Source organism: Dickeya zeae NCPPB 2538 (assembly GCF_000406165.1).
Lineage (GTDB): Bacteria > Pseudomonadota > Gammaproteobacteria > Enterobacterales > Enterobacteriaceae > Dickeya > Dickeya zeae.
Genome location: NZ_CM001977.1, coordinates 1469642 through 1482777, shown reverse-complemented (window position 1 = coordinate 1482777; position 13136 = coordinate 1469642). Strand labels below are relative to the sequence as shown.

General features: G+C 49.9%; 16 protein-coding genes. 3 read left to right on the top strand and 13 right to left on the bottom strand.

Annotated elements, in window-relative coordinates:
* Positions 1-76 precede the first annotated feature (76 nt).
* Positions 77-574 carry a hypothetical protein gene (locus DZE2538_RS06620; RefSeq protein ID WP_038915906.1) on the top strand — a complete coding sequence of 166 codons (498 nt, stop codon included), beginning with the start codon at positions 77-79 and terminating at the stop codon, positions 572-574.
* A 127-nt stretch (positions 575-701) separates the two neighbouring features.
* Here DZE2538_RS06620 and DZE2538_RS20235 read toward each other — a convergent pair whose 3' ends face one another.
* The gene (locus DZE2538_RS20235) at positions 702-968 is read right to left on the bottom strand and encodes a hypothetical protein (protein WP_071603258.1); all 267 of its coding nucleotides are present in this window, start codon (positions 966-968) and stop codon (positions 702-704) included.
* Positions 969-1522: 554 nt separating this feature from the next.
* Positions 1523-2554, bottom strand: coding sequence for an IS630 family transposase (locus tag DZE2538_RS06615; RefSeq protein WP_038915905.1), 1032 nt, complete (start codon positions 2552-2554; stop codon positions 1523-1525).
* Positions 2555-2639: 85 nt separating this feature from the next.
* Between DZE2538_RS06615 and DZE2538_RS20225 the strand changes: the two genes are divergently transcribed.
* Positions 2640-2957 carry a phosphopantetheine-binding protein gene (locus DZE2538_RS20225; RefSeq protein ID WP_080638960.1) on the top strand — a complete coding sequence of 106 codons (318 nt, stop codon included), beginning with the start codon at positions 2640-2642 and terminating at the stop codon, positions 2955-2957.
* Positions 2958-3189: 232 nt separating this feature from the next.
* Here DZE2538_RS20225 and DZE2538_RS06605 read toward each other — a convergent pair whose 3' ends face one another.
* Positions 3190-3528 (bottom strand): DUF1869 domain-containing protein, encoded by a 339-nt coding sequence (locus DZE2538_RS06605; protein ID WP_038913566.1) that lies wholly within the window; start codon positions 3526-3528, stop codon positions 3190-3192.
* Positions 3529-3538: 10 nt separating this feature from the next.
* Positions 3539-3871, bottom strand: a complete 333-nt coding sequence (locus DZE2538_RS06600) for a DUF1971 domain-containing protein (RefSeq protein WP_019844735.1) — start codon at positions 3869-3871, stop codon at positions 3539-3541.
* A gap of 344 nt (positions 3872-4215) precedes the next feature.
* Here DZE2538_RS06600 and DZE2538_RS06595 point away from each other — a divergent pair, with 344 nt between their 5' ends.
* Positions 4216-4806, top strand: coding sequence for a flavin reductase family protein (locus DZE2538_RS06595; RefSeq protein WP_038915903.1), 591 nt, complete (start codon positions 4216-4218; stop codon positions 4804-4806).
* Positions 4807-4924: 118 nt separating this feature from the next.
* Here DZE2538_RS06595 and DZE2538_RS06590 read toward each other — a convergent pair whose 3' ends face one another.
* The 9 genes from DZE2538_RS06590 to DZE2538_RS06550 form a co-directional block, all read right to left on the bottom strand.
* Positions 4925-5410 (bottom strand): YjjA family protein, encoded by a 486-nt coding sequence (locus tag DZE2538_RS06590; protein ID WP_012884069.1) that lies wholly within the window; start codon positions 5408-5410, stop codon positions 4925-4927.
* Between the two features lie 147 nt (positions 5411-5557).
* Positions 5558-6457 carry a helix-turn-helix domain-containing protein gene (locus DZE2538_RS06585; protein ID WP_019844732.1) on the bottom strand — a complete coding sequence of 300 codons (900 nt, stop codon included), beginning with the start codon at positions 6455-6457 and terminating at the stop codon, positions 5558-5560.
* 80 nt (positions 6458-6537) lie between these two features.
* Positions 6538-6993, bottom strand: a complete 456-nt coding sequence (locus tag DZE2538_RS06580) for a MarR family transcriptional regulator (RefSeq protein ID WP_152486128.1) — start codon at positions 6991-6993, stop codon at positions 6538-6540.
* Positions 6994-7111: 118 nt separating this feature from the next.
* Positions 7112-7873, bottom strand: a complete 762-nt coding sequence (locus DZE2538_RS06575; RefSeq protein WP_080638959.1) for an ABC transporter ATP-binding protein — start codon at positions 7871-7873, stop codon at positions 7112-7114.
* Between the two features lie 3 nt (positions 7874-7876).
* A complete protein-coding gene (locus tag DZE2538_RS06570) occupies positions 7877-8689 on the bottom strand; it encodes an ATP-binding cassette domain-containing protein (RefSeq protein WP_038915900.1) in 813 nt (270 codons plus the stop codon).
* Positions 8686-9543 carry a nickel/cobalt ABC transporter permease gene (gene opp1C, locus DZE2538_RS06565; RefSeq protein WP_038915899.1) on the bottom strand — a complete coding sequence of 286 codons (858 nt, stop codon included), beginning with the start codon at positions 9541-9543 and terminating at the stop codon, positions 8686-8688. Before opp1C ends, DZE2538_RS06570 begins: the two co-directional genes overlap by 4 nt.
* Positions 9540-10475, bottom strand: coding sequence for a nickel/cobalt ABC transporter permease (gene opp1B, locus DZE2538_RS06560; protein ID WP_038915898.1), 936 nt, complete (start codon positions 10473-10475; stop codon positions 9540-9542). The genes opp1C and opp1B overlap by 4 nt, the downstream gene beginning before the upstream one ends.
* A 71-nt stretch (positions 10476-10546) precedes the next feature.
* The gene (gene nikA, locus DZE2538_RS06555) at positions 10547-12118 is read right to left on the bottom strand and encodes a nickel ABC transporter substrate-binding protein (RefSeq protein ID WP_038915896.1); all 1572 of its coding nucleotides are present in this window, start codon (positions 12116-12118) and stop codon (positions 10547-10549) included.
* Between the two features lie 71 nt (positions 12119-12189).
* Positions 12190-12987, bottom strand: coding sequence for a class I SAM-dependent methyltransferase (locus DZE2538_RS06550; protein ID WP_080638958.1), 798 nt, complete (start codon positions 12985-12987; stop codon positions 12190-12192).
* Positions 12988-13136: the final 149 nt, after the last annotated feature.

Genomic DNA, 13136 nt, shown 5'->3' with positions numbered 1-13136 from the left:
CCATAAACGCTGTCACCATTTTTATGGACAAACATTTATTACTTTTTAAAACCAAAACATTTTAAATGGAGTTATTATGTTAGGAATTGTAACGGACATGCCAGCATGGGTAATTATACTTTTAGTATTCTCCGCGCTTTATTGTATAAGTTTTTGCTTTAAAAAAGAGGTGAGTATTAAATTTCTGCTCATTATTCCCGGCTGCTTTATGATTTTCTCGATTATTTCTTTATTGCAGCAAGGTGATGTTATTATTACTGGCTTGATGTGGCTTGTCGGTTGTGTTGTCGGTGGCCTGGCGGCAAGGCGGATATTCTCACCTCAAACTTATCGCCCTGGTCGTAAAGCCGGTACCATTACCGTGCCCGGAACCTGGTCGGTTTTTATCATTTTTTTGCTCTACTTCCCTTTTCGCTATTACATCGGTTATCGCCAGGCGATGGCGGCCGACCATGCTCTCAGCATTCCGCTGATCCTGTTATTAGCTTTATCGTCCGGCGGTGTCGTCGGTTTCTTTACCCTTCGGTCATGCATTATATTCTGGCGTTATAAAAAATTAGCCGTGAAGGAATAGTATAATTGTTGAACATATTAAGTGGTAAATGGTTCCTATTTTCAAAAAATGCTACGGAGTATAAATACGTGCTTGGGTTAAACATAGTAGAGGGGGGGAGGATACCCCCCCCTCACTATGTTACAGGTTAGAGCGCTTGCTTGTACGAATCACGAATACCATCACGATAACCTTCTGCAAAAGCGGCCTGAGGGCTTTTATGACGAACCGTCCCCGCCTGGCTATCAGGAAGTGCTGCCAAATCAACCCAAACCTGTCCTGTGCGAGCTAAACCAGAGCGATAACCCTGATCATAAGCACACCCACAACACTTATGGCGTCCTTCACCACCTTGGTCATAAGGTAAACTAACGAAAAGATTGTCGTATCGGTGAGTCTGTTTACAAACTGTCATAAGTAAATTTCTCCGCTTTATTTAAACTGACTGTTTACATGACCAACCAAGCCGGGCACAATCAAGTCGTCAGAAATGAAGGTGGGGCTAACAATCGTTATGAGTTTGCAGACTCATGGTGGTCATTGCTTCATCAGTCGGATTCACAATTTGTGAGTCCGGCTTTTTGCGCCTTGGAGAAAGATGCACTATATCTTGCGTATCCTTCATCTAGCTAGGCCAAGATAGTGACAAAAGCGGCGTATTGCAAGTAAGCAAAACGCTCTCCTTTTGTGGATAACATAGGGAATAAATGTTACAAGAGCGCTGAACTCCAACCACTGTGCGGCTTCCTTATTTTGTCAATCAATTTGAAAAAAAATAAATATTTTTTCGCTTGCGGCTCTCTTAAGCGTTGGATGACTTTTATGCGACGGATGGCGAGATTTTCAACGGAGACAACAATCAGTAATTGCTGTTGGCAGGGATATTAAACCAATAAGCATTTAAGCTGATCCCGAGCGTATTAGGATAAATGGAATGCCTTCAGCGCTAAATAGCTGCGCCTAACATCGCTACACTTTAGCCAGCCCATGTTTATTGCCGGGAAATGGACTGGCCGAGGCCATAAAATGACGCACTTTTTCCAACAACTGCCACATTGAACGGCACTGATGATTACGGGTTATCGTGTCATGAAGCGCCTGCCATAATCGCTCCACATGATTTACCCACGGCGAGTAAACCGGCTGATAAATCACCTTAAACTTCGGGTTGGCCTCCAGCCAGCACTGCGTTTGATGACTTTTGTGAATAATGTAGTTATCCACAATAAGCGTAATCGTTTTTGCTCGCCTGTAGGTTCTTTTAAGATGCTTTAACAATCTGATGAATAAAGATGAAGCCTTACTGCTGCCACCTACATAGCTAACTTTTCCTGTACCACTGTGCAGTGCGCCCGCAAGGTAGTATTTCTCATTCTGACCCGGCGTGGGGACGCGCTTTTGCCGACCACGCTCCTGCCAGTCAGCGCCGATTTTGGGATTGAGATGAATATCCACCTCATCTTCGTAAAACACGGGATGTGCAGCGCTACATTTATCCAGCGCGTTGTGGATTACTGCCATTTTTTCATCTTTTTTCGGGTCGCGTATGTGTAGGGTTGGAGCCGCTCTGCGCCATACCAGACCCGCAGAAGGTAACCAGCGACGGATTGTTCCGGGATGAAGTTTGCATCCTGTTATCTCATTGATTTTTATTGCCAGAAATTCTGTGCTCCAGCGAGAGCGCTGATAACCAAAATCACCGGGAGAACGACGGACAAGCTGTACCAGCAACGCGCAGATGTGCTCAAACGGCCACCGACGTTCGCGGCCCGGACGCAGTGATAGCAGCCCTTGCGCACCATATAAAGTGAACCAGTTAATCCAGCGGCCCACAGATGAACGGGTACAGCAACGTGTTCTGGCAACGTCACTGACACGGCTCCCTGCGTGCAACATCAACATGGCGGTCAGTCTGCGTGAATAATCCTTGTCCCGGGTTTTATGAATGGTTTTCTGCATCAGGCGTCTTTCGTCACGGGGTATTGGTGCTATGATCGGCATCGCTCAGTCCGGTTGGTGATTCTGGTTGGTTTGGCGATTGATCAGATCGCACAATCCGGGCTGAGTTCCCTCAAAGTGATCTACTATTTGGCGCAGCTATTTAGATCATTTCACAAATCCTATTCTTCATCTCCCGGCAAACGCTACTGAAAATACGATTCACGATATATGGAGCCGAGTTCTGGTGGTAGACGCAATTGACATCGATAGTGACTTTTTTGCATTAGGAGGACACTCACTACTTATCACCAGAGTTCTGGCCTCTCTACGGGATGAACTACATGTCTCTTTAAAAGTAAAAAACGTGTTTAACGCACCCAGTATCCGTGAACTCGCCAGAGTGGTTACCGAACAGCAAGAATCTTCTCAACGCATTGATGATGCACAAGGTGTTTATCTCTAAGCACTCACCTTTTCATCATTATGGTGGTTAAAACTAGTAACAGCTATGCGGTGCGCCATCACGCCATAGCTGTTATCTATCCAAATAGCTATGGTGAAGCTATAGCACTGCAGGCCGATATTTCCAAAAAAGAGCAAGCCATAGAACTTTCGATCTTTTCTCAATACTGGTGCCAGGCTAAATCAGAGAATAACTGCGTGAACCGTACTTATTAACAAGTGTCACGAAGGTTCTACCAGCCGCACACGTTCGTCTCCTCGTCGGATTCGTAGCCTCTTACGATGTTAATCAATTCTTTGACAGCATCCGCCGCCACTGCCGGGTCTTTTAGCGCCGCCAGGGTCGCGAAATCTTTATCAACTGACACACCATTATTGTTGTTGGTCACGCTCAGTACCACTTCGCTGTCATCACCCGTTTTTCCTGACAGCGCACTGATCAAATCCGTCACCGCCTGCGCGGCCACATCCGGCACATACAACGCCATCGGTTTAAGAAACACCCGTTCTTCTCTTTGATGGTGTTCACGGCCTGATAACGCTAAGGAATAACCTTTATTCTCGATATCCACGATAGCTCCCTTACCCTTCGATTAAAATTTTAGGATCAACATAAAAATCGACGTTAAATAACGTGTCATCGGATAACGCTTCTATACGGTGCCACGTTTCTGGCGGGAAGACACCAAACTGCCCGGCCTCAATCGTCAGCGTATCAACAGGATCCGGACTGGTTTCGTCCGCATAACCGTAATAGCGGATAGTCCCCTGCATCACGCATAACCGTGGGTAAACGCCCTGCCGGGTTCCGGCATCCAGATGACGTTGCCAAATAGACGCGGGGGCAGTTTCTTTTGTCCAAAATGGTGTGGTTCGCGTGTGAATATAATGAGCGGGTATGACGATTCGTTGCATAGTTCAGCCTCTCTTTCCCCGATAAGATTGAAATGATGGGAAGATAAAACCATATGGTGCATATCATATACCTCTTTTTGTTTTTGTGGATTAATTTTTACATTCGATTGAAAAAAATAAAATAAAAACAATAAATATCAAATAGATAGAATAAAAACACTATGATATTCATCGATAAAAAACAATCACTTGAAATTAACAAGCCTCATTTAATAGCCTGATATCAATAGGCCTTTCTCCCCAATGGATCTACCCCATAAATACTCAATTGTAGTTATTGTGAAATGGAAACAGGAAGAGTAGAAATTGGCGCTAGAGTTCCGTTAGCAATAGGCATCGCTACGATGAAGAAGAACGTAAAATTAAATTCGTTTTATTATGGATTCCCGGTATTTCTCGTCACCACAATAGATACCAGCAATGGGAGCACCAATATTTCCCCAGTATCGTCATCCATTTCACTGGGGGATAAAATTATTATAGGCATTAGCAAAGGGAGTAAAACTCACAGTAACTTGCTGTCAGGTTCTGACGTCGTCATCAATATTCCTGATTATAATCTGTGGGACAAAGTGGAAGCACTCGGCAAGCTGACGGGAGGAGAAACACTTTCCGAAAGCCAAATAAAATGGGGCGTTCAGGTCTGTCATGATAAATTTGCCCAGACCGGACTTCATACGGAAAAAGCCACCCGCGTCGCACCACCACGCGTGGTTGAATGTCCGATTCAGGCGGAATGTAAAACCGTAAGCACAACGGATAAAGGCCGTTTTATACTCGCAGAGCTCGATATTCTGAGCGTGTGGGTGGAAAACCACCTCCTGGGTCAGAATGATGTTATCGATTCATCAAAATGGAAGCCGCTGATCTACAACTTCCGTGAATACGATACCACCGGCGACGCATTAGGCTTTAATTTTAAATACGGGCATTAATCGCCAGGCTCCCGTTATCCTCTAAATAATTCGAGTTGCAGGACAATGACCGTACCGCCATTGTCCTGCAACTGTATTTAGGGGAGCAACAGCGCTCACACAACGGCGGGAATATCCATCAGGAAATGAATTTCACGCCTTGCTTTAAGACGATATCGCACGCCTTGGTTTTGACCTTTTCCGCGAGTGGGCTGTTGCCAATCGCATTCAGATCAATCTGTTTTCCCTCACCGGTCTTTAACAAACCCGACAATCCTTGCATATAATCTGTCGGTTTTTTCTGTTCCGGTTGAGAAGCCAGCCCCAGCTTGCTCATCAACTGATTCTTGATATTTTCGGTATTCGTGGCCGCAACCAGTTTCTGTTTTATGCAGTATTGCAAAATACCCGCCGCATTATGCATGCTGCCAGCACTCAGCGAGCTCGCATCACTGCTGAGCAGGCTGCCAAGCCCGCTGGCATTGCCATCCGAAGCATTATGCTGGCTTAACTGGCTGGCCGCGCTGGAAAGCGAATCTTGCCAGCTGGCCGCCTGAACATAACCAGAAACTGCCATCAGGGCGGCAATACCCGCCATGTTCACTGCTCGTTTGATTACTGTCATAACACGCTTGCTCTTCTTTGTTATCGAAAACTGCGATGCAGTATACCTGCACTGCGGCAAGCCACCATCCGATAAAACTGAAACAGAAAGCGTCGTCATCACGTTGCGACAACCGAGACAATACGCCAGCGGACAGATAAGTCAGGCTTATTTCCGGTCAAACGGCGCGTAGTATTCCACTTCAAAATACCCGGTATCTATTTTGCCGTTTTCATCTTTCCTGCACCGAATGATCTCCAGCACGCCACCATTAACATGGGTATAGTCCTGGCCGGGTAGGATGTGATGGTAAATCGCTTTCAAAAACGATTTATACTCCTGTTCGTCACCGGAAAAGGCGAAGCGTAAATAACGGCCGTCTGACGTTTGCGCCTGACTGTCAACGTCATCAGCCAGAATGCGTTCATGCCGGTCTAACGTACTCATCTGGTATGTCACGCGCACATGGCGATTAACCCGATTTTCGTCCGGGGTCACGGTCGAAAAGGAATAAATGACCACATCGTCGCCATCATGCTGCTGGCTTACCTGCTCCCACCAGCGGACACGGTGTGAAATGTCATTCCCCGCGATAAAATCATCAATATTTTGCGAGTGTTCAAATGAAGACGTCTCCACCGGCCTTAGCGGTAAATTAACCAGTTCGGGGATCGGCAACCAGTCGGTGCCCGCGCCTAATGACGGTTGCAGATTGGAGAAATCCCAGAACGAGGTTCTGCGGTAATGACCCGGCGACATGCCAAAACGCTTTTTGAAGGTGCGGGTAAACGACTGCTGGGAGTCAAAGCAATAACGTAACGCCACATCCTGAACGGTTTGGCTGGTGAGCTTTAACTCAACCGCCGCCTTGCTCAGGCGCCGATTGCGGATATAGGTTCCCAGCGAAACGCCGGTTTCCTTCTTAAACAAACGCTGCAAATGCCATTTGCTGTAACCCGATTTCGCGGTGACGTCATTAATCATCAGTGGGCTTTCAAGATGGTTTTCTATCCAGCCAACCAGCTCAGTGGTAAATCTCACCATCGATGGCATCGTTGATAACATCATTGCAAAATCCTCCTTACTGACTACCAGAAATACACTCACCCCTACCGATGACACCCCGCCCCATACCGAAGAGAAGGACGTCAGTAAGGCAAGTAGCGCGCCACCACATCATCCGGCAGCATCTTGGTTAGCAGCCGTTTCAGTTGTTCCGTTTCCTCAGGCGTCAGGCGAGCAGTAATCTTCGCCGGCAAAACCTGCATCCCTTCCTGTTCAAACTGCTGGCAGATTTCCCGCCCTTTTTCCGTCAACGCCAGAATCACCTGCCGTTTATCACTGGGGTGAGACTGACGGATAAGCAATTCCCGCTTCGCCATCCGCTCAATCATGCGGCTCAGCGCGCCACCGTCCATCATCACGTTTTTGCTCACCTCTATCGGGCTGGTCACCCCTTTATAGATACTGATCAAGACCTTGAACTGTGGAGCAGTGATTTCGCTGTCAGCAAAATACTCATTGAGCAGGTGATCTTTAAACTGATTCGACAGGTGGATAAGCAAACCTATCTGGCAAAGCGCGCTGTTGTGGTTACTATTCATGACTTCGTAAAATTGACCAGGCATTAATTGAATAAGAAATTAATGCCTGGTCAGTGAAATGTCAACAGCGATTCGTGTCTGGTTACATTTTCTCAACAATAAAGGAGGAAATGAGGCGTCAACGAAAGGTCATGACCGACTGCAACAAGCGTTGCGCATAAGGGTGGGAGACGTTGGGCAATGCATTAACCGCGCAGCTTTCAACCATTTCCCCCTCACGGAAAAACATCACGCGATGGCACAGATACGCCGCCGCCTGAATATCATGCGTAATGAACAGGCAGGCAAGATTAATGCGTTTTTGCAACGCGATGAGCAAATCCAGAATCTGTACCTGAGAAGAGACATCCAGCGCGCTGATGGCCTCATCCAGCACCAATAACTGGGGCTGAGTTGCCACCGCGCGGCAAATGCACACGCGCTGGATCTGACCGCCCGACAGCTCATGGATATAGCGCTCGCGTAACGACGGTGCTAACCCGGCTAATGCCAGCAATTCGGTGATTCGGTGATCCTGTTCGGCACGATGGAGGGTTTCCTGTAGCCGCAACGGCTCGGATAATGCCTGATACACCGTCATCAGCGGGTTAATCGACGAGGTGTAATCCTGAAACACCGCGCTGATACGGTGCTTCCTGTTTTGGGCAGAGGAAACCGGTTCGCCCGCCAGCAACACACGTCCCCGATCCGGCTGCTCCAACCCACAAATCAGGCGCGCCAGCGTACTTTTCCCGCCGCCGCTTTCACCGACAATACCGAGACATTCGCCCGGCGCAAGCGAGAACGACAGCGGTTTTATCACTTTACGCTCTCGTTTACGGAAAAAGTGACCGTGCGTTTGCCAATAACTTTTTTCAACCTGCCGGACCTCCAGCAACATACGCTATGTCCCCATAATCCGGTGAAACGCCTGACTCAACCGCCTGCGGGTCTCAATCAACGTCCGTGTGTAGTCCTGCTCGGGGCAGGTAAAGACCCGTTCGGTCTCGCCCTGTTCAACCACCCGACCGTCTTTCATCACCACCACATACTGTGCCAGCGCTCTGACCAGCGCCAGGTCATGAGAAACAAACAACATCGCACTCTGCGTGCGTGTTTGCAGCCCGATAAACTGCTGAACGATATCGTATTGGGTAATACTGTCGAGTGATGCCGTCGGCTCATCGGCAATGATTAACGCAGGTTGCAATGCCAGCGCGATGGCAATCATCACCCGTTGCAACATGCCGCCGGAAAGCTGATGGGGGTAAGCGGCCAGCACACTGTCCACCTCCCGTAACCCCACACTGTCCAGCATATGCTGAGCGCGGGCGCGACGCTGCGCTCGCGATAATGACGTATGTTGCCTGAGCGTTTCATCCAGATGGTTGCCCACGGTGTACAACGGGTCAAACGCGCTGGGGGCGTCTTGCATGATGAGCGCAATCTGTCGGCCACGCAGCGAAAGCCATGCTTTGGGTGAAAGACGTTGCATGTCGCAACCGTTGAATATCGTTTCACCACTGGACTGCAACCAAGGCGGCAACAAGCCAAGCAGGCTCTTGCATAACAGGGTTTTCCCGCTACCGCTCTCCCCCACTATCGCCGTACAGCATCCGTGGTGGAGCGCCAGCGTTACATCCTGCACCAACAGGCAGCCGGTACGCTTGTCGGCCACCGACAGCCGATTGATATCAAGCAGTACCGGCCGTGTCATGATGGCGACATCTCCCGGTTGACGTAACCGGCGGGCTCCAGTGCGTCATGCAAGAAGTCGCCGACCACATGGCAGGCCGCCACCACCACGGCGATGGCGATACCGGCAGGCAACATCTGCGTCGGGTGAGTCAACATGACATTTTTTGCTTCGCTCAGCATATTTCCCCATTCCGGTAACGGTGGCTGAGCGCCTAACCCCAGAAAAGAGAGCGCGGAAATCATCAGGATCACGCTGCCAATATCCGCTGACGCCAGAATAACGCTGTCAGCGGCGGCGGCGGGCAACAAATGCCGTCGCATGATGTACGTTGGCGGAGCGGCGATAACGCGAACGTAGTTGATATAGTTTTTGCTGCTGTGTCTGAGCGTCATGCCGCGGATCATCCGCGCATACCAGGCCCATTTCGCCAGTACCACTGCCAACAGGATATTGGGCATACCCGGCCCAAGAATACCGACGATGGCAAAAATCATCACCTCACTGGGAAAGGCGAGCATGGCATCGCACAGGCGCATCACACCGCCGTCAATGCGACCTTTGAAATAACCGGCGATCACCCCGATGATCCCCCCGGTCAGTACGGTCAGTACCATAGCGGCGACGCTATAAAACACCGTGGTTCTCACGCCAAACACCAGGCGTGAGAACACGCACCGCCCCAGGTTATCCGTACCAAGCGGATAAAGCAGGCTGACGCCCTGATATTTATCCTTTATCGATATCAGCGTCGGGTCGTGTGGCGCAATCATCGGGGCAAACACGCCTGCCAGACACACCATCAGCAACAGCAGGCTACAGCACAACGCCAGCTTGTCCTGCCTGATTCGCGTCCTGATGCGCGGCCGCCTCATTCGCGTGCCTCCTTCATGCGCGGGTCAAGCCTGACCTGCATCACATCGGTCGCAAAATTCCCCACCAGAAACAGCAGCGCCATCAGCAACATGTAGGCCTGAATCATTGGGTAGTCGCGGTTAAAAATCGCGGACAAACACAGCCGCCCGACACCGGGCCAGGCAAAAATATTTTCTATCACCACCGTACCGGCAATCAGTTTGGGAATACTCATGCCTATCGCCACCAGCGACGCATGCAGCGAATTCACCAGCACATGCTTAGTGATAATCAGCGGTTCAGGCAGCCCTCTGGCTCTGGCGTACAACACGTAATTTTGCCGCAGATTGCCGAGCATACTGCCTCTGATAAGGCGGATATAAGTACCGATATACCCCAACATCAGGGTACAGGCGGGAAGAATCACGGCATGTGTTTCCTGCATGCCGCCAACCGGGAACAGGTTCAGTCTGACCGCCAGCCCCCACATCAGCAGCAGGCCAAGCCAGTAATTGGGGATGGACACAGCTAAAAACACCAGACTACGCACCAGCTTATCCCACACGGAATGCTCGGTTATCGCGCAGATGATGCCGAAGGTCAGCGACAGCGTCACGATCAGTGCCAGCGTGACCGACGCCAGATGCAATGTCGCAGGCAGTGCTTGCATAAACTCATACCAGACCGGCTTTCTGGTGATAAATGACGTGCCGAAATCCAGGTGCAGCGCCCGCCAGAGCCACCACACATAACGCTGGAGGAATGGCCTATCAAGCCCCAGCTCATGGCGCACCAATCGTATCGCGTCATCGGTCGGGACTATCTCATTGACACGCAGCGCAACCTCCGCCGGGTCGGAAGGCACCAGATTCAGCAACGAAAAAGCCAGAAACGAGATGACCGCAGCCAGCGGCACCATCATGAGTAGTCGTTTGATGAAATAAGCACGCATCAGTGTCGTTTTCCTCTCGCGCTCCCCGATGCTATCCCCGTTACAGCATCATCAGCCTGATCGCCCGGTATTCAGAACGACATGTTCTCGAACGGGATCTCATACTGTGAGGCATTAAATGACACCCCTTTCAGCGTCGGCGCATAAATCGCTTTCGTCCTTGAATACGTCAACGGGATATACACCGCTTCCTCCGCCAGCAGGGTGAATAACCGCGTGTAGCGTGCCTGACGCTGCGTTTCATCCGGCGTCAGTAAAATATCGCCAATCAACGTGTCGATCTCGGCCTTGCGGTGTAATCCTTTCTGCGCCTGATAATCCGCATGTGCAGGGGCGCGGAACGAGGAGATATACGACGCCGGGTCATAAGGCGTTCCCCACGACAGCGAGTATTGCAGGTCAAAATCACCGGATTTCTGGCGGTCTAAAAACGCCTGTTTTTCCTCTCCCAGGAGAGTCATCTGTACGCCGATTTTCTTAAAATCATCCTGAATCAGTTCGGCAATCTCCCGCTCCGCTGCGTTATTGCGGTTATACGACAGCATCAACACCAACGCCTTACCGTCTTTTTCCCGTACCGTTTTTCCTGCCGCCAGATGCCAACCGGCGGCGTCCAGCAACGCACTGGCTTGTTGCGGATTAAACCGGTAAACCGGCAAATCGATGTCACAATACGGCACACGGCGCGACAGTAAGGTATCGGCAACGCTTTCGGTATTCCCCATGATTCCGCTGGCGATAGCGGTTTTATCAATTGCGTATTGCAGCGCCTGACGCACCGCTTTATCGCCAGTGATAGGGCGACCGCTATTAAGCACCAGTGCACGTGAGGCAACCGGCGGGCTTATCAACGTCCGGTATTTCCCCGACGCCTCAAGTGCGGCAAAGCTATCCATATCCAGCATATCGCCGTCCGCCCCGAAAATGAGCTGGACACTTTCTTTTTGCAACGCCATCAGCATCGACTGTTGGTCAGGCATCACCTGCCACAGCACGCTGTCGAGATGCGGTCGGCGACCCCAGTAATCGGGATTGACGACAAACCGCGCATACTGATTGGGTTTATGCTCCGCCAGCACCCAGGGGCCGGTACCGACATACCCGCTGATGCCCTCTTTGGTTTTGCCGTTGATAAACGCTTTCGGCGACACAAAACGGAAAGGCCGGGTCAACCCCAGTTCGATTAACGTCGGGTAATAGGGGTGTTTGAGTGTTATCGCAACGCGGTAGCTATCCAGTACCGTGACCTTATCGATCTGATGAACCAACTCAAAGGCATGGCGCTGGTAGTTGTCTAACACCGCGTCGATATTGCGTTTAACCGCATCTGCCGTGAACGGTTCGCCATCGGTAAAGCGCACGTCGTGGCGTAACGTGAAAATATACTGTTTACCGTCGGGTGATATCGTCCAGCTTTCCGCCAGCCAGGGTTTAACCCCCTCAGGCGTATTGATGACCAGCGACTCAAACACCATATTCTGAGCAGCCATTTCACCCGCATAAAGATGAGGATTGATATCACGAATATCTTTGGTACTGGCATAAACCAACTGGTTGTCGCGCGTATCGGCAGAAACAGAAAATGCGCTGAATAACACACACAGTACCAGCGCTACCAGTGTGATGGGATGTACCCTAACCATGAGCTGTCACCCAGAGCCAATAAAAATAATGTCGATATATCTGCAACAAGAAATATGACGACGATCGCAGTTTATTTTTCTGCAACGATCATAAACATCGGTGTAGAGGCGTAATTAATTTTTTCGTCGTCATCCCACAGGTTTTCAGCGATATTTTCATCGATAATCACCTGCTGAAAACCACTGGCTAACAGAGTATGACGATCCCACTCTGGACGTATTTCCCGGCTTAACGGCAGTGCTCTGGCAATATTTTCCATCGCAACGGTATCGGTATTCGCGTAATGATCATCAATTTTTAATCGACGGGCGTTTTGCCTGTCACGCAAATAGCCTTCCCGCGCCTCAGCATTAAAAAGGTGAGCGTACCAGTTAGCATCAAAATTAATTAACCGTCCACCGGGTGCTAATACCCGCTGCCACTCCTGATAGGCCTGTTGTGGGTGTTCCAAATTCCAGGTCACGTTGCGGGTAACCAGCAGGTCAAAGTGATTATCGGGAAACGGCAAGGTATGCACATCCGTGGCAGTAAACCGGATATCAACACCATAGTGCGCGGCATTGTTCCGGGCCTGCGCCAGCATCGCGGGTGTCACATCCACGGCGCTAACGTTGTGCCCCGCCATCGCCAGTGTCACGGCAAAAAAACCCGGCCCGGTGCCCACATCCAGTATATTTAATACCGCTTTTTCCGGCGCATGACGTAAAATTATCGACTGCCATAAGTGACGTTTAGCGCATGCCAATTCAGCGACGTTAACGTCGTTATATCCTTCTGCTCTATTATTCCAGTAATGTTTGACATCATTAAGCAAACCATCACCGGCGATATCATCCATGACGATGTCATGTGTTATTAATTGCGTCACAACGGGTCACCCCTATTCGACAAATTAAATGATTACGACAAATTAGCATCAACAAGAAAAAATCGGGCGCAGGAAAATACACTGCGAGGAGATAATACACCGTGAAAAAAATAGATACCCGCGCCGCGTATGAAGTTTTATAAAAAAAT